This is a genomic window from Clostridium sp. JS66 (genome assembly GCF_033561535.1).
In the GTDB taxonomy this organism is placed as follows: Bacteria; Bacillota; Clostridia; order Clostridiales; family Clostridiaceae; genus Clostridium_AM; species Clostridium_AM carboxidivorans.
Map to the genome: position 1 here is coordinate 754914 of NZ_CP131467.1, position 21396 is coordinate 776309.

The window sequence follows — 21396 nt, forward strand, 5'->3', positions numbered from 1 at the left end:
TAATTTGAGTAACTGAAATAATTGTAAAATTTTAATTTTTATATTAGGTGGTGAAAAGCAGGGATGGCAAAAAAGGACTATTACGAATTACTTGGACTTGAAAAAGGTGCAAGTGAAGATGAAATAAAAAAGGCGTTTAGAAAATCAGCACTAAAATACCATCCAGATAGAAATCCTGGTGATAAGGAAGCAGAAGAAAAGTTTAAAGAGCTAAATGAAGCTTATCAAGTGCTTTCAGATCCACAGAAAAGATCACAATATGATCAATTTGGAACTACTGACTTTAATGGAGCTGGTGGATTCGATGGAGGCTTTGGAGGTTTTGATTTTTCAGATCTTGGAGGCTTTGGTGATATATTTGATTCCTTCTTTGGTGGGGGATTTGGTGGAAATGGAAAAAGGAGAAATGGCCCTCAAAAGGGAGCTGATCTTGAATATAACTTAAATTTGACTTTTGAAGAAGCTGTTTTTGGAGCTGAAAAGCAGGTAAATATAACAAGAAGCGAAAATTGCGAAAAATGTAATGGAACAGGAGCTAAAGAAGGAACAAGTGCACATACTTGTGATAAATGTGGCGGAACTGGTCAAATGAGAGTTCAAAGAAACACTCCACTAGGAAGCTTTGTAAGTATGAGTACCTGTGATAAGTGCGGTGGTAAAGGAAAAATAATAACAGACCCTTGTCCAGAATGTAAGGGAAAGGGAAAAATAAGAAAACAAAGAAAAATAAAAATAAATATACCAGCAGGTGTAGACACTGGTAATGTAATGCCTATAAGGGGGCAGGGTGAGCACGGAAATAACGGTGGCCCAGCAGGAGATTTGTATGTAAATATAAGAGTAATGCCTAGTGATAAATTTAAGAGAAAAGGCTTTGATATTTATATAGATACTCATATAAGCTTTGTAAAAGCTACTTTAGGAGTAGAATTAACAGTTCCAACTATAGATGGAGATGTCAAGTATGATGTTCCAGCAGGAACTCAACCTGGAACTGTGTTTAGATTGAAAGGTAAAGGAGTACCTAGGGTCAATTCTCATGGTAGAGGAGATCAATATGTTAATGTAGTAGTAGATATTCCTAAAAATTTAAACCAGAAACAGAAAGAAGCTCTTTATATGTATGCTGAAGCAAGCGGCGAAATGGCAGAAGGAAAACATAATAAAAAATCTTTTATTGACAAGCTAAAAGATAATTTAAAATAAAAAGACTTTGTTTCTCAAAATTTTGGGAAACAAAGTTTTTTATTGACATATTAAGTCTATAATTATAAAGTAGATGTGATAAAAGATTAATTGTGTGGAGGTTGTTTATGGATAAGGAATGGATAGAAGTATCAATAGTTACTAGTAGTGAAGCAGTAGAGGCTGTAACAGGTATATTATATAATACTGAAGTTAAAGGGGTTTCGATAGAAGATCCTGAAGATATAGAATTTAAGAAAAAGCATCCAGGAGATTGGGATTATTTTGATGAATCATTATTAAACGTTAAAGAGGGAGCAATAATTAAAGGTTATTATAAACAAAATGAAAAGCTTGATGGATATTTAAGATATATAAAAGACAGTATTAATGACTTAGAGAAGTTTGGAATAGATAAAGGTAAAGGTTTGATTACAGTATGCAAAGTAAATGAAGAAGATTGGGAAAATAATTGGAAGAAGTATTATAAGCCAACTAAAGTAGGTGAAAGAGTAGTAGTAAAGCCTATATGGGAAGAATATTCTAAAAAGGATGATGAACTAGTTGTAGAGCTTGATCCTGGAATGGCCTTTGGAACAGGTACACATGAAACTACAAGAATGTGTATAAAGGCCCTAGAGAAATATGTAAAACCTGAGTCGAAAGTATTTGATATAGGAACAGGTTCAGGTATACTTGCTATAACTGCTGCAAAGCTTAAATCAAAAGAGGTTATAGGTGTAGATTTAGATCCTGTAGCAGTAAAATCTGCATCAGAAAATGTTAAATATAATGATGTTGATAATATAAAAATACTTCATGGAAATCTTATGGAAGTAGTTCAAGGAAAAGCTGATATAGTTGTAGCTAACATTATTGCTGATGTAATAATATTCTTAACAGATGGAGTAAAGGACTTTATAGTTCCAGGTGGAAGATTCATATGTTCTGGTATAATACTAGATAGAAAAGATGATGTTGTAAGTAAATTAGAAAGTTCAGGATTTAATATAGAAGAAGTAAATGTTGATGGGGAATGGGTATGTATAGTTGCAAAACTTTAGTAGACTTTTGATGTAATTTTAAAAGGTGGTGTATTATGCATAAGTTCTTTGTTAATAAAAACGACATAAATGGTGATTCTGCTGTTATCAGTGGTGATGATGTAAAACATATATATAAAGTTTTAAGACTCCAAGTTGGAGATAAAGTTAATATAAATAATTGCGAAGGTGAAGAATTCTTAGGAGAAATAGAAGAAATAAACAAAAGGCAGGTTATTGTGAAATTTATAAAGAAGCTTCCACTTAACAATGAAAGTAATGTAGAAGTTTATTTATTTCAAGGATTACCAAAGTCTGCTAAGATGGATTTAATAGTTCAAAAAACTACAGAATTAGGTGTAAAAGAAGTAACACCTATAGTTACGGAAAGAGTTGTGGTTAAAAATGAACTAGGTGAATTTAAAAAAATAGACAGATGGTGTAGAATTGCTTTAGAAGCTTGCAAACAAAGTAAAAGAAGTTTAGTGCCTAAGATTAATACGCCAATAGAATTTCAGAGTCTCCTAGAAGTTCTAAAGCAAATGGATTTAATCGTAGTTCCTTATGAAAATGCAGAAGGTTATGGAATAAAAAAAGTTGTAAATAATATAGATAAAGACAGTATAAAAAAAATAGGAATAATAATAGGACCAGAAGGTGGATTTGAAGAATCAGAAATAGAAGCTTTAGAAAAGTTAGGCGCTCATATAGTTACACTAGGACCTAGAATACTTAGAACAGAAACTGCTGGTTTTGTATGTATGTCTTTGCTTATGTATGAATTAGGAGATTTAGGAGGTAAAGCCCTAAATGAGCTTTAACGAGCAATCTTAATTGCTCAGTGTTCTGACTAAAAGGAGGAATATTTTAATGAAAGTTGCTTTTGCTACTTTAGGCTGCAGAGTTAATAAGTATGAAACAGAAGCTATGGTAGAAAAATTTATAAAAGATGGTTACGAAGTAGTGCCTTTTGAAGAATATGCAGATGTTTATGTTATAAATACATGTACTGTAACTAATATGGGAGATAAAAAATCTAGACAGATGATACATAGAGCTAGAAGAGAAAATGAAGATGCTGTCATAGCAGTTGTAGGATGTTATTCACAAATTGCATCAGAAGAAGTATCCCAAATTGATGGAGTAGATGTTATACTTGGAACTAGAAATAAGGGTGAAATAGTTTATTGGGTAAATAGAGTAAGAGAAGAAAGAAAACAAGTAGTAGAAGTTAAAGAAGTGATGAAAAATAATGCTTTTGAAGAATTGAATATAGAAAGTTATCAAGATAAAACTAGAGCATTCCTAAAAATACAAGATGGTTGTAATAGATTCTGTTCATATTGTTTAATTCCTTTTGCAAGAGGTGCCGTGTGCAGTAAGCCGCCAGAAAAAATTATAAGTGAAGTTAAAGAACTTGCAGCACATGGATTTAAAGAAATAATTTTATCAGGAATACATACTGCTTCTTATGGAGTTGATTTGGAAGGGGATTGCGACTTACTTTCTGTACTAGAAGAGATAGATAAAATTTATGGTATAGAAAGAGTAAGAATAGGTTCGATAGATCCACAATTCTTTACAGAAGGTGTAATAGAAAGAATAAGTGTTCTTAAAAAGTTATGTCCTCATTTTCATTTATCACTTCAAAGTGGATGTAATGAAACTTTAAAAAGAATGAATAGAAGGTATACTGCTGGGGAATATGAAAAAATTGTAGAAGATTTAAGATCTAATATTGATGATGTATCAATAACTACAGATATTATTGTTGGTTTTCCTGGAGAAACAGAAGAGGAATTTAATACTACTTATGAATTTTTAAAAAGAATAAAATTGTCAAAAATTCATGTATTTAAATATAGTCCTAGAAAAGGAACAAAAGCTGCTGAGATGAAAAACTTAGTAGATGGTAATATTAAGGATGATAGAAGCAGTAAACTTATAGCTTTAGATAAGATTATGGAAGAAGAATTTATGAAAAAGTTTTTGGGAAGGAATATGAAGGTTTTATACGAACAAAAATGTAGTAACTCAGAAGATTTGTATGAAGGATATACTCCTAACTATATAAAAGTTGTATCAAAGTCTCAAAAAGATATATCAGGAAGTATTAAAAATACTGAAATTGTACAAACTAAAAATGGAATATTAGAAGGAAACTTACTAAATGATTGTTAAATTTAATTTGTTATACATTATATAATAAATTTGAAAAGAAAAGTTTATTTTTTAGAAGGATATTTTTATTAAATATTGAATATTATCAAGTAAAACTTAATTTTAAATTATAAATTTTGCAGTTATATAAATTTTATATTTAATAGTGATCAGATAACTTTAAAGGAGGTGAAATCATGGAAGATTGTATTTTTTGTAAAATAATAAAGGGTGAAATACCTTGTGAAAAAGTTTATGAAGATGACATAGTGCTAAGCTTTAAAGATATAAGTCCTGGTGCACCATCTCACATATTAATAATACCTAAAAAGCATATAAGCAGCTTAAATGAGTTAACAGATGAAGATTCAAAAATAGTAGCTCATGTGTTTGTTGTGCTAAAAGAAATAGTTAAAAAGTTAGGTATAGATAAGACTGGATACAGAATTGTTAGTAACTGTGGAGAAGATGGAGGACAGTCAGTACCACATATTCATTTTCATGTATTAGGAGGAAGAAGTCTTCAGTGGCCTCCAGGTTAAAATCTCAATGAAATTGTTGACAGCTTGTAAATCTATGTTGTATAATAAACAATGTGCTATGTAACCTACATTGGCTGCGTTTAATTTTTTTAAATTAGATTGAGCTAGCGGAGGGAGGGATAAAATATGTCAGAAATAAAAGTTGGAGAAAATGAAACTATAGAAAGTGCATTAAGAAGATTTAAGAGAAAATGCGCTAGAGCTGGTGTTCTTTCAGAAGTTAGAAAGAGAGAACATTATGAAAAACCAAGCGTAAAGAGAAAAAAGAAATCTGAAGCTGCAAGAAAGAGAAAGTTTAAATAGAATTCTTTGAAAGAAGGTACTAAGTTAATGTCTCTTAAAGAAAGACTACAAGAAGATTGGAAGCAAGCCTTAAAAGCAAAAGAAAAGTCTAAGGCTGAAACAATAAGTATGGCAAGAGCGGCTGTTTTGCAGGTTGAAAAGACAGATGGTAATAAGCTTAGTGATGAGCAGGTTATTGAAGTCTTATCAAGAGAAGTTAAACAGAGACGTGAAGCTATATTAGAATTTGAAAAAGGAAATAGGCAGGATTTAGTTGATAAGGCAAATGAGGAAATAGAAATCTTGTTAGGTTACCTTCCTCAGCAGTTAAGCGAAGAGGAGATTTCCGAAATTGTTCGTCAAGCAGTTGATGAAGTAGGTGCAGGTAGCATTAAGGATATGGGCAAAGTTATGGCTTTGATCATGCCTAAAACAAAAGGTAGAGCAGACGGTAAACTTGTAAGTCAGATTGTAAAGCAATATTTAAATAAATAAAAGGTTGAGATATTCTCAACCTTTTTTATTTTGTCATTTATTAAAAATCTTCTTCATAAATTAGTATGGAAGTATTTTTAGAGGTGATAAGGTGAAGGGAAAGTTTAATAGAACAAAACAAGATATTGCAGACAAGCTAGATTTACCCAGAGACATAATTTTAAATGTACCCAAAATTACGGTGACAGGACATAATGAAATAGTAATAGAGAACCATAAGGGAATAGTAGTGTTTAATGAAAATGAAGTAAAGATAAATTCAGGTATAGGATTGATATCTATAAATGGAGTTAATTTTGAAATACTGTTTATGGGGGGAAGTACCATAACAGTAGGTGGGAAATTTAAATCCATAATTTATGAGGCAAATGAGTAAGTTTAATTTCCAAAAATATAAAAGTGGTATAATAACTATAGAAGCACGATCTCTTATACCTGAAAAATTTATCAATCTTTTATGGAAAAATGGCATTAGTGTAAGAAACGTTATAAAAAAAGACATTACTACCCTGAATATAGATATAAGTTTAAAAGATTATATTAAGCTTAAGGATATAGCTAAAAGGACAAAAACTAAAGTAAAGATAGTTGAAAGAAGAGGATTTGCATTTTTCTTAATTAAAGTAAAAAGAAGAATTGCTTTTGTAATTGGTATAATATTGTTTGTAGGCATAATTTATTATTTATCTACATTTATATGGAGTATAGAAATAAATGTGGATCATAATTTGACACCTTATGAAATAAGACAACAGCTTAAATCTTATGGCATAAAGCCTGGAATTAATAAGAAAAACATAAATGTTTACGAAGTAGAAGAAAATCTCATGAAAAATAACGGCAATATAATGTGGGTAAAGGCTAGGGTCGATGGAGCAAAACTTAAAATTTCTGCAATGGAAAGGCAATCACCACCTAATGTAGTAGCTGATGATAAACCATGTAATTTAGTTGCTAAAAAGGATGGTGAAGTAATAAGAGTATATACTAAAGCAGGAACGTCTGTGGTGAAAAAGGGAGATATGATTAGAAAAGGACAAATTGTAGTAAAGGGAGAACAAGGAAATGAAAACTCAACTTATGCTGTTCATGCAGTTGGGAATGTAATATGTAGAACCTTTTATGAAGAAATTAAGGATGTAAAAATTGATACTTTAAAAAGAGAACGTACAGGCAAAAAAGCACAAGACATATATATAAATTTTAATGGTAAAAAGCTATATTTAAAAAAATCTCCGAATAAATTTGTTAAATATGATAAAATAGAAGATAAAAGATTATGTGTTAATATTGAAAATTATTATGAAGTAAAAGAAACTACTGTTCATAAGGATCCTCAAAAGGTAATAAATGATACATATGATGAACTTTATTCAAAGATATGTGCAAACTTAGATAAATCTGTTAAAATTGTAGATAAAATAGTGAGCTATGAGCAGGGAGATTCTTATAGAATGAGGGTATTAGTTGTAGCTGAAGAAAATGTGGCTTTAGAACAACCAATACAATAAGAAGTCTTTTATACTTAGGTGGATATAAACTTAAGCAAAAGGTAATAAAATAAAGCTTAATTCAGATTGGGTAAAGAAAAAGTGGTAAAATACCATTTGGGTATTTTACCCAAGTCTGGGTTTGGTTGAATTTATGCAGTATGTAATCTCTGGATAAAATATGGATGCATATTAATGAAAAGGTGGTTAACATGGAAGAATTATCCATAAGGAATTTTTTTGCCAAAGAAAAAACAAATAAGATAATTATTTTTATTTTAACATTTATATTTATTTTTTCTGTATTAGTAACATCGATAGTAACTAAGAAGTATAGCTTGAAGGAAGGCGACATTGCTAAGGTAGATATAAAAGCACCGAGAGAAGTTAGAGATGAGGTGTCTACAGCAGCAAGAATACAGCAGGCGACTGATTCTGTACCTATACAATATAATAAAAAACCGGAAGTAAAAACTGAAATTATAAATAAGATAAATTCATTTTTTTCTAAGTTATTACAAGTAAAAGATGGTACCGGTGAGGAAAAAGATAAGCTTCAAAAGTTAAAAAGCAATGTGGAAATAAGCTTATCAGATGATGATTATTTAACTCTTATAAGGCTAAGTAAAGAGGATCTGAAAACTGTTCAAGATTTTTCAATTAAAAATATGGCCGATATATATGATAACAACAATATAAGTGATAATAGCCAAAAGGATAATCAGGAGGATATTAAAAAAGCACAGGAAAGCATACAACTAAAAGTAAATGGATCAAAAATTCCTAAATCATTAAAAGACATATCAGCTAGCATAGGATACGCTTTAATTACTCCTAATTTTTTCTACGATAAGGATAAAACTGAAGAATTAAAAAAGGATGCAATAAAAAAAGTTGTTCCTGTTATGATAAAGAAAGACCAGATAATAGTAAAAGAAGGAGAACCAGTTGCTAAGTATCAAATAGAAATATTAAAGGATTTAGGTCTTTTAAATAGCAACTATCATTTTGAATGGTACATATATATTTGTTTAAGCATACTAATTTTACTAATAATGTTTCTACAGTGGTTTTATCTTTATAAGTATCATAATAACGTATATAGTGACACTAATAAGCTTATAATGATAAATATATTGAATTGTATAGCTATACTTTTAGCTAGAAGTTTAGCTGTAATTTCACCATTTTTAATACCTTTAGCTTGTATACCTATGATTTTTACACTTTTAGTAAATTATAAGGTTTCTTTGGCTATAAGTGCGTTAAATTGTGTGCTTATAAGTAGAGCAGTTGAATTTAGCCCAGAAATAACTATATTAGCATTAGTAAATGTTGTTATTGGTGCTGTAATATTAAAAAAGATGCAGCAAAGAAATGATATTTTATATTCATCAATATATATTTCAATAATGAATGTAATTTTAACCTTTTCAGTAGGATTTTTATTAAGTAATAGTGTGGCGGATGTAACCCAAAAGGCATTACTTGCATGTATTGGAAGTATATTATCTGGTATTCTTACTATTGGACTTCTTCCATTCTTTGAAAGTACTTTTGATGTTATAACTACTATAAAATTATTAGAAATATCAAATCCTAATCATCCTCTGCTAAAAAGGCTATTAATGGAAGCTCCAGGAAGTTATCATCACAGTATTTTAGTTGGAAATCTTGCTGAAATAGCTGCAGAAGAAGTGGGTGGAAATCCAGTACTCGCAAGGGTTGCATCTTATTATCATGATGTAGGGAAAATAAAGAGACCTTACTTTTTTAAAGAAAATCAATTAGGAAGTGATAATCCTCATGACAAAATTACGCCTAATTTAAGTACTCTTATAATTACATCTCATGTAAAAGATGGTGTAGAATTAGCAAAACAGTATAAGATTCCAAAGGCTGTAAGAGATATAATAGAACAGCATCATGGAACATCTCTTGTAAAATATTTTTATGTAACTATGAAAAATTCTAGTGAAAGACCTGAGGATGTTAAAGAAGAAGATTTTAGATATCCTGGACCTGTGCCTGAAACAAAGGAAGGTGCTATAATAATGTTAGCTGATGCAGTAGAAGCTGCAGTAAGATCCATAAGTGAACCAACTAAGGGTAAAATTGAAGAAATGGTTAACAAAATTATAAAAAATAGATTAAATGAGGGTCAACTAGATAATTGTAATCTTACATTAAAAGATATAAATAAAATAAGAAAATCCTTTTTAAAGGTTCTTACAGGGATATATCATCAGAGAATAGAGTATCCTGAAGATAAATGGGCGAATAAGTAAGGAGTGTAAATATGATTTTTATAGATAATAGACAAGATAAAATAGAAATTTCAGATGAAATAGAAAAGAATATAGTAAATATTATTGAGTATTCGCTGCAGGAAGAAAAAGTTAATATTCCTTGTGAAGTAAGTGTTATATTCGTTGATAATGAAAAAATAAAAGAAATAAATAAGGAAAATAGAAATATTGATAAAGTTACAGATGTACTTTCTTTTCCAATGCTAGATTATGAAAAGGGAAAGGTGTTTAAAGATACTTATAAAGATTTTAATTTTTCACATGTAGATTTAGATGAGGGAAGTTTGGTGTTAGGGGATATAGTACTTTCTCTTGAAAAAGCCAAGGAACAAAGTTTAGAATTTAATCATTCATTTATTAGAGAAGTAGTCTATCTTACCATACATTCTGTACTTCATTTGTTAGGATATGATCATATGGAAGAAGATGAAAAATCAATTATGAGAAAAAGGGAAGAGCAAATATTAGAAAAGTTCCATTTAACAAGGTAAATACATATAAAGAAAGTAGATGAAAATATGAGAGAAGTTAGAAAACTACTTGACAGTTTCAACTATGCTATAGAAGGAATTATATATGCAGTTAGAACTCAGAGAAATATGAAAATACATATGGTTTCGGCTCTATTAGTACTAACTGCCTGCTTTTTTTATGATTTAAGTAAAATAGAACTTTTAGCCATAACAATAACTATTAGTATGGTAATTATGGCTGAACTTATAAATACAGCTATAGAGTTTGCTGTAGATGCTACAACTAATTATTACCATCCCTTAGTAAAGGTTGCCAAAAACGTGGCAGCTGGTGGAGTTCTAATAACAGCTATAAATGCTGTAGTTGTAGGATATATAATATTTTGGGACAAATTAAAGTATATAAACTTTATATTGATAATGAAGGTAAAAAGTACTAGTCCATATGTTATTTTTATAATACTAGCTATTGTATGTATAACTACTTTAGTAGCAAAAGCTATTTTTGGAGAAGGAACACCTCTTAAAGGAGGTATGCCAAGTGGTCACAGTGCAATAGCTTTCTCTATAGCTACTACTATAGCACTTATTACTGGTCAATTAGCAGTAGTAATTTTAAGTTATATATTAGCTTTTATAGTTGCTCAAAGTAGAGTGGATTCTGAAATACATTCTATAGTTGAGGTTATTGTAGGAGGAATTTTTGGAACCTTGATTACTATATTATTGTTTAGAATATTCGGATAAAAAGCTTTGAACTACTCATATTACAGATGTTAATAAAATAAAATATTGCAATGAATGAAGATAGTGCTATAATTTATTTACAACTTACTTATAATAAATATTAGAAATATAGAGAAAATATTAGTATAAACTTTTTACTTAAGAAAGATTACAAAAATAAGGAGAGAATTTATGTTTAAATCAGGATTCATAACAATAATAGGAAGGCCTAATGTGGGAAAGTCAACACTATTAAATTCAATAATGGGAGAAAAACTATCCATTGTTTCTTGTAAGCCTCAAACAACAAGAAATAATATACAAACTATACTTACAGAAAAAGATTTTCAGCTTGTATTTGTTGATACTCCTGGTATTCACAAACCAAAACATAAGCTTGGCGAATTTATGGTTAAAATAGCTCAGGATTCAATAAAAGAAGTAGATTTAATACTATTTCTTACAAATCCAGAAGATGAGATTGGAAAAGGTGATATGTACATACTTGAACAATTAAAGGAGTGTAATGTACCTGTATTTTTAGTTCTAAATAAAATTGATGAAAATACCCAAGAAAGAGTTGCAAAAACCTTAGATAACTATTCAAAGGTATTTAGTTTTGCAGAAATTATACCTATATCTGCGTTAAAAGGAAAAAATGTAGATGAATTAAAAGAACTTATGGTAAAGTACATGCATGAAGGACCTAAGTATTATCCAGAAGATATGATTACAGATCAACAAGAAAGATTTGTTGTAGCGGAAACTATAAGGGAAAAAGCATTAAGATTACTTTCTCAAGAAGTGCCACATGGTACAGCTGTAGAAATTATATCTATGAAAAAGGATGAAAAGGGCATGTACCATATAGATGCTACTATATTGTGTGAAAAAGACTCACATAAAGGTATAATAATAGGCAAGAATGGTTCTATGCTTAAGAAAATATCCACTTATGCTAGACAAGATATAGAAAAATTTTTGCAAACTAGAGTTAATTTGAAGCTTTGGGTTAAAGTAAAGAAAGAGTGGAGAGATAGTTCAAGTATGTTAAAAGAACTTGGTTATAAATAAATTGCACACACTAAGTATATAATATACTTAGAATACGAAATATATATTCGATTATTATTAATTTTCAAAGTATACCACAAAAATTGTAAAATGTGTCGATAAAGTGTGGAGGGGGTGGTTTTCTGTCCATATTTAAGACCAGGGCTGTAGTTATAAAAACTCAAGATATAAAAGAATCAGACAAACTTGTTTGGCTATTTAGTGAAAAGTTGGGAAAGATATCGACTATTGCGAAAGGTTCGAAAAAAAGTAGTAATAAATTATTTACTAGTACTTTGCAATTTTCCTATGGAGACTATGTAGTTTACAGAGGAAAAAGTCTTTATGTAATTAATGAAAGCACAGCTATAGATTCATTCCAAGAACTACTTAATGATTTAGATAAATTAACTTATGCATCTTATTTTTGTGAAATTATAGACATATCCATGCAGGATGAAGAAAGTAACAGGGAACTTTTCAAATTACTAATTACAGCTTTTTATTTTTTAAAGAATAAGGTTGTTGATATAGAAATTTTAGCAAGAGCTTTTGAAATAAAAGCTTTACAAGCTACAGGATATGGTTTTAATTTAGAACATTGCTGTATGTGCAGAAAAAAAATAAATACTTCTAACTATATAAGTTTCCAGTATTCTGGAGGGGTTTGCCAAGAATGTGCAAAAGTCAATGGTATTAATGTAAGTTATCCAGCATATAATGCTCTTAAATATTTATCTAAAATTCCTCTAGAAAATGTATATAGAGTTAATTTATCAAAAGAAATAAAAGATGAGCTTTACAAAGTATTATCTCAATTTATTGATCAAAGTTATTTTAGAAGACCTAAAAGTTTGGATATACTTAATTGTTTAACAAAATTTGAGTGATGTGAAATTTAAATTATATAAGCGATAAACTATTAAAAAGGAGTGAAGTAAATGAGTGAGATTACATTAGAAAAAATTGATATCGTAAGAGAGAGAACTGGAGTTACTTATACAGAAGCTAAGGAAGCCTTGGAGGTTTGTGAAGCAAATGTAGTGGATGCATTAATATATCTTGAGCAAAATAAAAAATCAACTATGAATGACATATACACAACAAAGGATGAATTTTTAGATTGGATAAAAGATCTAGTTAAGAAAGGCAACATAAATAGAATAAAGATAAAAAAAGATGACAAAATAGTTGTTGATATTCCTGTTAATGCAGGTATTGCGGCCACTTTAACAGTATTAGTATGGCCACCACTTATTGCTATAGGTATATTAACAGCAGTGTTTACTAAAGTTACTATAGAAATTACTAAGGATGATGGAAGCATAGAAATAGTAAATAAAGTTATAAAAACTAATGTAAAAGATACAATGCAAGATGTAAAAGATAAGGTATTTGATGCTGCCAATACTGTAAAAGAAAAGTTTTCAGGCAAAAATGAAAATAAAAAAGAAGAAAATACTTATAGCTATACTGTAAAATTTGATGATATAGAAAATGATGATAAGGATAAGTAAGGCTAAAAAATAATTGGAAAGTCAGCGATAAATAAATTTCTAAGCATCAGGTTATATTTAGCCTAATGCTTAGAAATTATTATTCAGAGATATAGATGTTCTTTATTCTAGAGATAGAAAACTAGAGTATTGTAATGGATAGTCAAAGAATAAGATTTTCATTGCTGATTTTTTATTGTAGCGTAAAATAAATACATAATTTGGGTTAAATGTTGATAAATGAAATTTAAAGATAATTAATGAAAACTAAAGAAAAGTATAATTAATGTAGAATATTCAGTCAATTCAAAACAAAAAATAAAAGTTATATACTACTTATTGTTGTATAATGTTATAATAATAGTAAGTACATACAACACACTAAAGCTGAGTAAAACTTCTTTAACTAAAATTTTTATTTAAAAGTTAAGGATAAAGAGGGAGGGTGAACATTATTAAGTTATCACCAAGGCAGGAACAAATAATAAAATTAGTAAAAGAGCATGAGCCTATAACAAGTGAAAAACTAGCATCTAAATTAAATGTTACAAGAGCTGCACTAAGACCAGATTTGGCTGTATTAACCATGACAAATATCCTAGATGCAAAGCCAAAGGTGGGGTATATATATTCACAAAAGCCTTCTTATAGTTTAGTATATGATTATATAAGAAATATCAAGGTACAGGATATAATGTCTAAGCCTGTAGTAGTGGATGAAAATACAACAGTGTATGATGCCATAGTACATTTATTCTTGAATGATGTAGGAACACTATTTATAGAAAATAATGGAGTACTTACTGGTGCTGTTTCAAGAAAAGATTTTCTTAAAATAGCTATGGGTGGTACAGATATGCATAAAGTACCTGTAGGTATAATAATGACTAGAATGCCTAATATTGTGTTTGTTGAAAAAGAGGATAATGCATATTTAGCTGCACATAAAATAATGGAACATGAAGTAGATAGTTTACCTGTAGTAGAAAAGTCTTACAATGGTACAAAGGAAATACTTAGAATTGTTGGCAAGGTTTCTAAAACTAATATAACAAGATTGTTTGTAAAAATGGGGGAAAATAGCTAAATTATAAATTGTTAGGTAACGGATAAATATCCGTTAACATATACAAAAAAATATAGCAAAAAACAATCAAAGGGGATGTTACTTATGGAAAACAAAAAATATGTTTATCTTTTTAGTGAAGGTAATGCCACAATGAGAAATTTGTTAGGTGGAAAAGGTGCTAACCTTGCAGAAATGACAAATTTGGGGATACCAGTTCCGCAAGGTTTTACAGTGTCCACTGAAGCCTGCACTAAATATTATGAAGATGGTAAAGTAATAAATGAAGATATAGTTTCTCAGGTTTATAGAGCATTGAGTACTATGGAAGAAAAGACAAATAAAAAGTTTGGAAATGTAGAAAATCCTTTGCTAGTTTCAGTAAGATCAGGAGCCAGAGTTTCAATGCCAGGAATGATGGACACAATTTTAAACTTAGGATTAAATGATAATACTGTAGAAGGCTTAAGTAAACTAACAAATAATGAAAGATTTGCGTATGATTCTTATAGAAGATTCATACAAATGTTCTCAGATGTAGTTATGGGGATTGAAAAAAGAAAATTTGAAGATGTACTAGATAAAGTTAAAGAAGTTAAAGGAGCTAAATTCGATACAGATTTAAGTGCTTCAGATTTAAAAGAGGTAGTAAAACAATTTAAAGGTATATACATGAAAGAAATGGGCAAATCATTTCCGCAAGAGCCTAAAGAGCAGTTAATTGAGGCTATAACTGCAGTATTTAGATCTTGGGATAACCCAAGAGCCATTGTTTATAGAAGATTGAACGATATACCAGGAGATTGGGGAACTGCTGTAAATGTTCAATCAATGGTATTTGGTAATATGGGAGAAACATCCGGAACAGGTGTTGCATTTACTAGAAACCCAGCTACTGGCGAAAAACTTATATTTGGAGAATATTTGATTAATGCACAAGGTGAAGATGTTGTTGCAGGTATAAGAACACCTCAACCAATTGCAAAATTAAAAGGGGATTTGCCAGAATGCTATGATCAATTTATGAGTATAGCACAAAATCTTGAAAATCATTATAAAGATATGCAAGATATGGAGTTCACTATAGAGCAAGGTAAATTATATTTCTTGCAAACAAGAAATGGTAAGAGAACAGCTCAAGCTGCATTAAAAGTAGCTGTTGATATGGTTAATGAAGGTTTAATTACAAAAGAAGAAGCTATATTAAAGGTTGATCCTAAACAACTTGATGCACTTTTACATCCCAATTTCGACCAAGCAGAGATAAAAATTGCAAAGGTAATAGCTAAAGGATTACCTGCATCGCCAGGTGCTGCTTGTGGTAAGGTTTACTTTACAGCAGAAGATGCCAAAGAGCATCATGAACAAGGAGAAAAGGTTGTATTAGTAAGATTAGAAACTTCACCTGAAGATATAGAAGGAATGGTTGCAGCTGAAGGAATACTAACAGTTAGAGGTGGAATGACTTCACATGCAGCAGTAGTTGCAAGAGGTATGGGTACTTGCTGCGTAGCTGGTTGTGGCGATATAAGGATAAATGAAAAGAGTGAAACTTTCGAAGTAAGTGGAAATGTATACCATAAGGGAGATTACATATCACTAGATGGTAGTACAGGAAATGTATATGGTCAGGCAATAAAAACAGTAGAGCCAGAAATTAGTGGTTATTTTGGAACATTTATGGCTTGGGCAGATGAAATAAGAACAATGGGAGTTAGAACTAATGCAGATACTCCAAAAGATGCAATGCATGCAGTTAAATTTGGAGCTCAAGGTGTAGGACTTTGCAGAACAGAGCATATGTTCTTTGATGAAGATAGAATACCAGCAGTTAGAGAAATGATAATTTCAAAAACTGAGGAGCAAAGAAGAAAAGCTTTAGATAAATTGTTACCAATGCAAAAAGAAGATTTTATAGGAATTTATGAAGCTATGGAAGGCAGACCAGTGACTATAAGATTCTTGGATCCACCACTACATGAGTTCTTACCTAATGATGAAGAAGATATCAAAGACTTAGCTAAAGAAATGGAAGTAAGCTTTGAAGAATTAAAGGCAACAGTTGCATCTTTACATGAAGTTAACCCAATGATGGGACATAGAGGATGCAGACTTGCAGTATCTTATCCTGAAATAGCAGAAATGCAGACAAGAGCAGTAATAGAAGCAGCTATAGATGTCAAAAAGAGAAAGAATTACGATATAGTTCCTGAAATAATGATTCCACTTATAGGTGAGATTAAGGAATTAAAATTTGTAAAGGATATAGTTGTAAAGGTTGCTAATGAGATAATAGATAAATCAGGTATCGAATTAAAATACTTAGTAGGTACTATGATAGAAATACCAAGAGCTGCTATTACAGCTGATGAAATAGCTAAAGAAGCTGAATTCTTCTCATTTGGAACAAATGATTTAACTCAATTAACATTTGGTTTTTCAAGAGATGATGCAGGTAAATTCTTAGGCGATTACTATGATAAGAAGATATATGAATCTGATCCATTCCAGAGATTAGACCAATCTGGAGTTGGCAAACTTGTTAAGATGGGTGTAGAGCTTGGAAAACAAACAAGACCAGATATTCATCTTGGAATATGTGGAGAACACGGTGGAGATCCATCTTCTGTTGAATTTTGCCACAATGTTGGACTTGATTATGTATCATGTTCACCATTTAGAGTTCCAGTAGCAAGACTTGCTGCTGCACAAGCTGAAGTTAAAAATCCAAGAAAGTAAAATATTAAACTGCTGGCTTTAAGTCAGCAGTTTTGTTATATTATTTTAGTTTTAAATTTGTTTTCAATGTATTTTCCAAATTTTATTGCAAAATCTAACTGATTGTTGTCATATTCTAAAGAATTTTTAAGCAGATAAAAAAAAGAATTATGGTTACATTTGGCCATATTATTGTAATAATCTCTGGATAATTTCCAGAATTTTTGTGGAAAACTTAAATAAGCAAGAATATATTTATAGTCATCTATATTCAGTGGATTAATATTATTGTATAAATCTAAGCATTCTAGTGTAAGCTCTAAGTTCCAGTTATTATTAGTTCTCCGGAGTAACCTTCTAAGAAAGTAGGAAATATCATGGCAACAATAATCTATGCCGCACTTGTCAAAATCTATAACCCATATATTGCTGTTCTTATCAAAGATTATATTTTTATTTACGTAATCAAGGTGACATAGTGATATACTAAGGTTTTCTTTACACATATTTGAAGATACTTTTACTGAAATTTCGGCCAGCAAAGAATTAATGTTAAAGTGTTGTAGAAATAATTTTGAAAATTTATCTTTGTATTTAAATGCAAGGTTAGAACAGGTTAAAATTTGCTGAAAATGTTTATTAATGGAGTAAGGAAAGTTCTCTAAGCTTTTTCTAAGTGAACTTCCAATTATAGGTGTAAAATTTTTACCTTTAGCGTGCATTAACGATAAGTTATTTATAGAGGAAGTAATATGTTCTTTAATATCATAATCACATTTAATGCCTTCTATCCATGGAGTTAATATAAATAACATATTATTAAAATTAACAAATCTTCCACGGGCATTATTAGGAAGTATTCTTGGAACATTTATATCGTTTCTAAAAAACCATTCTATAGCAGAATAGACAAATAGTAATTCTTGTTTCGAAAAGTAAACTTTTTTTAAACAATAGGTTTTATCCAAATAATCTACTTTATAAACAGCTCTTTGCTTATCTGTATTTTTAAATTTAACTCTTTCTATTTGTGCTTGATTAAGTTCATAGTGTGGAAGTACGTATTTTTGCACATTTTCTTCAGATAATAAGGTTATATTACACTCTTTAGCAGGGTGAGGCATTATTAATAACAACTCCTTAAAAAGTTATCTCCATATAATAATATTAAAAAACTTTTTACAATATACATTTACATTAAAAAAAGGAGTTTTAGTATAAATATAGAATTAGATTATAAGGTGGTTTATATGATTGTAAGAGAAAAAGTTGAAAAAAATGAAAAATTAATTATGATAAAGCAAGCAGCATTTTCAGCAAATTCTAGGGGAAGAAGGACTCATGAGAGGAAAGATGAAATAAGAACTTGCTTTATGATAGATAGAGATAGAATAGTTCATAGTAAGTCGTTTAGAAGGCTTAAACATAAAACCCAAGTATATATAAAAACTTGGGGGGATCACTATAGAACAAGACTTACACATACTTTAGAAGTTTCACAGATAGCCAAAACTATAGGTAAGGGAATAGGGCTTAATGAAGATTTAATTGAAGCTATTGCAATGGGACATGATATAGGACATGTGGCTTTTGCTCATAATGGAGAAGAAGTTTTAGATAAGCTGCTTCCAGATGGTTTTAGACATAATGAACATAGTATTAGGGTACTAACTAAGTTAGAAAAGCAAGGAAAAGGTCTCAATCTTACTGAAGAGGTATTAGATGGCATACTTAAACACAGTGGATTTTCGAGCTCAGCTTCAAGAGCATTTACTTTGGAAGGTCAAGTTGTAAAATATAGTGATAAAATAGCTTATGTAAATCATGATATAGATGATTCCATAAGAGCTAGATTATTAAAAGAAAGTGAACTTCCAAAGGATTTAATAGCAGTGCTGGGAAAAAATCATAGTAAAAGAATAGATACATTGGTTAAAGATTGTATTTATACAACTACAAATAATATAGAAAACAATATAATGGAAGTATCTTTAAGTAAGGAAATAGGAGATGCATTAGCAAAGCTTAGGCAATTTATGTTTGAAAAAATCTATAAGGGTTCAGTACTCAAAACAGAAAGAGATAAGGCGAAATTTGTATTGGAACAAGTTTTTAATTATTTCTTAAAAAATCCTCATAAAATGCCTTCTCTATACAGGAATATTGTAGAAAATGAAGGATTGTATAGGGGAGTAACAGATTACATAGCGGGAATGAGTGATGACTATTGTTTATTGCTATTCAATGGTATATATGTACCTAAAATTGTTATTTATTAAGGAATAATTTTTAGTATTAAGTGGGTAAAATAACAATTGAACTGTTATAAATTTATATATGGGATTTATTAAAATTAGCTGCGATTTTGAAGGAAATTTAATTTTTATAAAGAATATATATATATTATCTAAGTGTTTAAGATAAAAAATATTTAATTTTATAGAAGGAATGTAGTAATTTATGTCGAATATATTTATTCTTAAGTATATATGGAAACACTGAAAATAAACGATAATGAGATTGACATAATGGAATTATCTTTACTTAAAAAAGTATAGTTCCATATAATAAAAAAGATGGGTGGTAGTATCTATTGATATCGGAAGATGTCATCCAAAGAGTAAAAGAAGAAAATGATATAGTGGATGTTATATCTGAAACTGTAAAATTAAAAAGGGCAGGCAGAAATTATTCAGGATTATGTCCTTTTCATCACGAAAAAACTCCATCATTTAGTGTATCCGTAGACAAACAAATATACAAATGTTTTGGATGTGGAGAAGCAGGCAATGTTATAACTTTTGTTATGAAAACAAAGAATCTTTCTTTTCCCGAAGCAGTAAAGTTATTGGCAAATAGGGTGAATATAACTATTGAAACTGATGAAAACAATGTACATAAAGATACTTTTAAACAATTATACAAACTTAATGTAGATTCTGCAAGATATTTTTTTAATTGTTTAGGGGAAAATGCTAATGCAAAACAATATTTGCTAAATAGAGGTATAACAGAAAAGACTATAAGAAGTTTTGGACTTGGATATTCAGCTAATAGTTGGGATGGATTGTTAAGACATTTAAAGAAAAAAGGTTTTACTGAACTGGATATGCTTTCAAATGGACTTATAATTAAAAGTCAAAAGGGATCTTATTATGATAGGTTTAGGAACAGAATTATATTTCCGGTTTTTGATTATAGAGGAAGAGTTATTGGATTCGGGGGCAGAGTGATGGATGATTCAAAGCCCAAATATTTAAATTCTCCAGAAACCGCTCTATTTAAAAAGGGAGTAAATCTTTATGGACTAAATTTTGCAATAAAAAGTAATAGGGAAAGAATGCTCATTATAGTTGAAGGATATATGGATTGTATATCACTTCACCAGTATGGAATAACTAATGCGGTAGCTTCTTTAGGAACGGCTTTAACAACGAATCAAGCTAAACTTATAAAAAAGTACGCAGATAGTGCCATAATAGCTTATGATGCAGATAGTGCAGGACAAATGGCTACTATGAGGGGACTTGAGATATTGAAAAAAGTGGGACTTGATGTTAAAGTATTAAAGGTTCCAGAAGGAAAGGATCCAGATGAATATATAAGAAATAATGGAAAAGAAGCATTTATAAAGCTTATAGAAGAAGCTCTCCCATTAGTAGATTATAGAATAAAAAAGATTAAAGAAAATATTGATTTTAATAATTCAGAAGGTGTTATTAAATATGCGGAGCAGGCTCTTGAGATTATATCAGATTTAGATGCTATAGAAAGGGAAATATACATTAAAAAGTTGTCCGAAGAAACTAGCATCAGGGATCAAGCTTTATATGATATGATCAATAGTAAAATTCAAAAAAATGTAAAAAAATCAGAAAATATGAATATAGATAACGATTTTGGACAAAAATTATATTTAGAACCTGCATATTTAAAGGCTGAGAGAGGGCTTCTAAAAGCCATGTTTAAAGATGAAAAAGCGCTTGAATATGTAGAAAAAAATATAAAAAGAGAAGAATTAATACTTGAAAGTCATAGAAAGATATATGAGTATATTGTTGAAAATATGCAGTATGATGAGGAAGAACGACGAAAACGCATAGAAGTGAAATGTGATGATATAGATACTTCAAAAGAGTGGGTCAATATTGTAGAGTCAGATTTTATATATGATAGCAGTGATTATGAAAATATAGTAGATGATTATATAAGAGGTATTAAAAAATTCAAATTAGAAGAGTCTAAGAAGCAAATTATGAATAGAATAAAGCAATATGAGATAGATGGAAAACTTGAAGAATCTTTAAAGTTGGCCCAAGAACTTATTCAAATACAAAAAAAGATTGGTGGTATGTAGT

General features: G+C 29.8%; 20 protein-coding genes. 19 read left to right on the top strand and 1 reads right to left on the bottom strand.

Annotated features, from left to right (window positions below):
• Window positions 1-63 precede the first annotated feature (63 nt).
• From dnaJ to ppdK, 17 genes are all read left to right on the top strand, one after another.
• The gene (dnaJ, locus tag Q6H37_RS03330) at window positions 64-1206 is read left to right on the top strand and encodes a molecular chaperone DnaJ (protein ID WP_318739166.1); all 1143 of its coding nucleotides are present in this window, start codon (window positions 64-66) and stop codon (window positions 1204-1206) included.
• A gap of 107 nt (window positions 1207-1313) precedes the next feature.
• Window positions 1314-2249 carry a 50S ribosomal protein L11 methyltransferase gene (gene prmA, locus Q6H37_RS03335; RefSeq protein ID WP_318739167.1) on the top strand — a complete coding sequence of 312 codons (936 nt, stop codon included), beginning with the start codon at window positions 1314-1316 and terminating at the stop codon, window positions 2247-2249.
• Between the two features lie 35 nt (window positions 2250-2284).
• Entirely contained in the window at window positions 2285-3049 is a 765-nt protein-coding gene (locus tag Q6H37_RS03340) for a 16S rRNA (uracil(1498)-N(3))-methyltransferase (protein WP_318739168.1), read from the top strand.
• A 49-nt stretch (window positions 3050-3098) separates the two neighbouring features.
• Complete coding sequence (mtaB, locus tag Q6H37_RS03345) at window positions 3099-4409, top strand: tRNA (N(6)-L-threonylcarbamoyladenosine(37)-C(2))-methylthiotransferase MtaB (RefSeq protein WP_318739169.1); 1311 nt, start codon at window positions 3099-3101, stop codon at window positions 4407-4409.
• Window positions 4410-4585: 176 nt separating this feature from the next.
• Window positions 4586-4930 carry a histidine triad nucleotide-binding protein gene (locus tag Q6H37_RS03350; protein WP_318739170.1) on the top strand — a complete coding sequence of 115 codons (345 nt, stop codon included), beginning with the start codon at window positions 4586-4588 and terminating at the stop codon, window positions 4928-4930.
• Between the two features lie 126 nt (window positions 4931-5056).
• Window positions 5057-5233, top strand: coding sequence for a 30S ribosomal protein S21 (rpsU, locus tag Q6H37_RS03355; protein ID WP_007061146.1), 177 nt, complete (start codon window positions 5057-5059; stop codon window positions 5231-5233).
• A 27-nt stretch (window positions 5234-5260) separates the two neighbouring features.
• Window positions 5261-5707 (top strand): GatB/YqeY domain-containing protein, encoded by a 447-nt coding sequence (locus Q6H37_RS03360; protein WP_318739171.1) that lies wholly within the window; start codon window positions 5261-5263, stop codon window positions 5705-5707.
• A gap of 91 nt (window positions 5708-5798) precedes the next feature.
• On the top strand, window positions 5799-6083 hold the full coding sequence (gene yqfC, locus Q6H37_RS03365; protein WP_318739172.1) for a sporulation protein YqfC: 285 nt from the start codon (window positions 5799-5801) through the stop codon (window positions 6081-6083).
• Window positions 6076-7218, top strand: coding sequence for a sporulation protein YqfD (gene yqfD / locus Q6H37_RS03370; RefSeq protein WP_318739173.1), 1143 nt, complete (start codon window positions 6076-6078; stop codon window positions 7216-7218). Before yqfC ends, yqfD begins: the two co-directional genes overlap by 8 nt.
• 191 nt (window positions 7219-7409) lie before the next feature.
• Entirely contained in the window at window positions 7410-9485 is a 2076-nt protein-coding gene (locus tag Q6H37_RS03375) for an HD family phosphohydrolase (RefSeq protein WP_318739174.1), read from the top strand.
• An 11-nt stretch (window positions 9486-9496) separates the two neighbouring features.
• The gene (ybeY, locus tag Q6H37_RS03380; RefSeq protein WP_318739175.1) at window positions 9497-9997 is read left to right on the top strand and encodes an rRNA maturation RNase YbeY; all 501 of its coding nucleotides are present in this window, start codon (window positions 9497-9499) and stop codon (window positions 9995-9997) included.
• Between the two features lie 27 nt (window positions 9998-10024).
• Window positions 10025-10726, top strand: a complete 702-nt coding sequence (locus Q6H37_RS03385) for a diacylglycerol kinase (protein WP_318739176.1) — start codon at window positions 10025-10027, stop codon at window positions 10724-10726.
• A gap of 171 nt (window positions 10727-10897) precedes the next feature.
• Entirely contained in the window at window positions 10898-11779 is an 882-nt protein-coding gene (gene era, locus Q6H37_RS03390; RefSeq protein ID WP_007061137.1) for a GTPase Era, read from the top strand.
• Window positions 11780-11871: 92 nt separating this feature from the next.
• Complete coding sequence (gene recO, locus Q6H37_RS03395) at window positions 11872-12648, top strand: DNA repair protein RecO (RefSeq protein ID WP_318739177.1); 777 nt, start codon at window positions 11872-11874, stop codon at window positions 12646-12648.
• A 51-nt stretch (window positions 12649-12699) separates the two neighbouring features.
• Complete coding sequence (locus Q6H37_RS03400) at window positions 12700-13275, top strand: DUF4342 domain-containing protein (RefSeq protein ID WP_318739178.1); 576 nt, start codon at window positions 12700-12702, stop codon at window positions 13273-13275.
• 424 nt (window positions 13276-13699) lie between these two features.
• Window positions 13700-14341, top strand: coding sequence for a helix-turn-helix transcriptional regulator (locus Q6H37_RS03405; protein WP_318739179.1), 642 nt, complete (start codon window positions 13700-13702; stop codon window positions 14339-14341).
• 84 nt (window positions 14342-14425) lie between these two features.
• Window positions 14426-17059 carry a pyruvate, phosphate dikinase gene (gene ppdK / locus Q6H37_RS03410; protein WP_318739180.1) on the top strand — a complete coding sequence of 878 codons (2634 nt, stop codon included), beginning with the start codon at window positions 14426-14428 and terminating at the stop codon, window positions 17057-17059.
• 35 nt (window positions 17060-17094) lie between these two features.
• Here the strand turns inward: ppdK and Q6H37_RS03415 are convergent, their stop codons facing one another.
• On the bottom strand, window positions 17095-18162 hold the full coding sequence (locus Q6H37_RS03415) for a CotS family spore coat protein (protein ID WP_318739181.1): 1068 nt from the start codon (window positions 18160-18162) through the stop codon (window positions 17095-17097).
• 126 nt (window positions 18163-18288) lie between these two features.
• Between Q6H37_RS03415 and Q6H37_RS03420 the strand changes: the two genes are divergently transcribed.
• Both Q6H37_RS03420 and dnaG read left to right on the top strand, forming a co-directional pair.
• Window positions 18289-19317 carry a deoxyguanosinetriphosphate triphosphohydrolase gene (locus tag Q6H37_RS03420; protein WP_318739182.1) on the top strand — a complete coding sequence of 343 codons (1029 nt, stop codon included), beginning with the start codon at window positions 18289-18291 and terminating at the stop codon, window positions 19315-19317.
• A 314-nt stretch (window positions 19318-19631) separates the two neighbouring features.
• A complete protein-coding gene (gene dnaG, locus Q6H37_RS03425; protein WP_318739183.1) occupies window positions 19632-21395 on the top strand; it encodes a DNA primase in 1764 nt (587 codons plus the stop codon).
• Window position 21396 lies beyond the last annotated feature (1 nt).

Bases quoted from the DNA above. Each gene is read 5' to 3' on its own strand.
- Q6H37_RS03350 (WP_318739170.1), top strand. From the start codon at position 4,586: ATGGAAGATTGTATTTTTTGTAAAATAATAAAGGGTGAAATACCTTGT.
- mtaB (WP_318739169.1), top strand. From the start codon at position 3,099: ATGAAAGTTGCTTTTGCTACTTTAGGCTGCAGAGTTAATAAGTATGAA.
- dnaJ (WP_318739166.1), top strand. From the start codon at position 64: ATGGCAAAAAAGGACTATTACGAATTACTTGGACTTGAAAAAGGTGCA.
- era (WP_007061137.1), top strand. From the start codon at position 10,898: ATGTTTAAATCAGGATTCATAACAATAATAGGAAGGCCTAATGTGGGA.
- ppdK (WP_318739180.1), top strand. From the start codon at position 14,426: ATGGAAAACAAAAAATATGTTTATCTTTTTAGTGAAGGTAATGCCACA.
- yqfD (WP_318739173.1), top strand. From the start codon at position 6,076: ATGAGTAAGTTTAATTTCCAAAAATATAAAAGTGGTATAATAACTATA.
- ybeY (WP_318739175.1), top strand. From the start codon at position 9,497: ATGATTTTTATAGATAATAGACAAGATAAAATAGAAATTTCAGATGAA.
- Q6H37_RS03420 (WP_318739182.1), top strand. From the start codon at position 18,289: ATGATTGTAAGAGAAAAAGTTGAAAAAAATGAAAAATTAATTATGATA.
- Q6H37_RS03360 (WP_318739171.1), top strand. From the start codon at position 5,261: ATGTCTCTTAAAGAAAGACTACAAGAAGATTGGAAGCAAGCCTTAAAA.
- Q6H37_RS03385 (WP_318739176.1), top strand. From the start codon at position 10,025: ATGAGAGAAGTTAGAAAACTACTTGACAGTTTCAACTATGCTATAGAA.
- Q6H37_RS03400 (WP_318739178.1), top strand. From the start codon at position 12,700: ATGAGTGAGATTACATTAGAAAAAATTGATATCGTAAGAGAGAGAACT.
- rpsU (WP_007061146.1), top strand. From the start codon at position 5,057: ATGTCAGAAATAAAAGTTGGAGAAAATGAAACTATAGAAAGTGCATTA.
- Q6H37_RS03415 (WP_318739181.1), bottom strand. From the start codon at position 18,162: ATGCCTCACCCTGCTAAAGAGTGTAATATAACCTTATTATCTGAAGAA.
- Q6H37_RS03375 (WP_318739174.1), top strand. From the start codon at position 7,410: ATGGAAGAATTATCCATAAGGAATTTTTTTGCCAAAGAAAAAACAAAT.
- Q6H37_RS03340 (WP_318739168.1), top strand. From the start codon at position 2,285: ATGCATAAGTTCTTTGTTAATAAAAACGACATAAATGGTGATTCTGCT.
- prmA (WP_318739167.1), top strand. From the start codon at position 1,314: ATGGATAAGGAATGGATAGAAGTATCAATAGTTACTAGTAGTGAAGCA.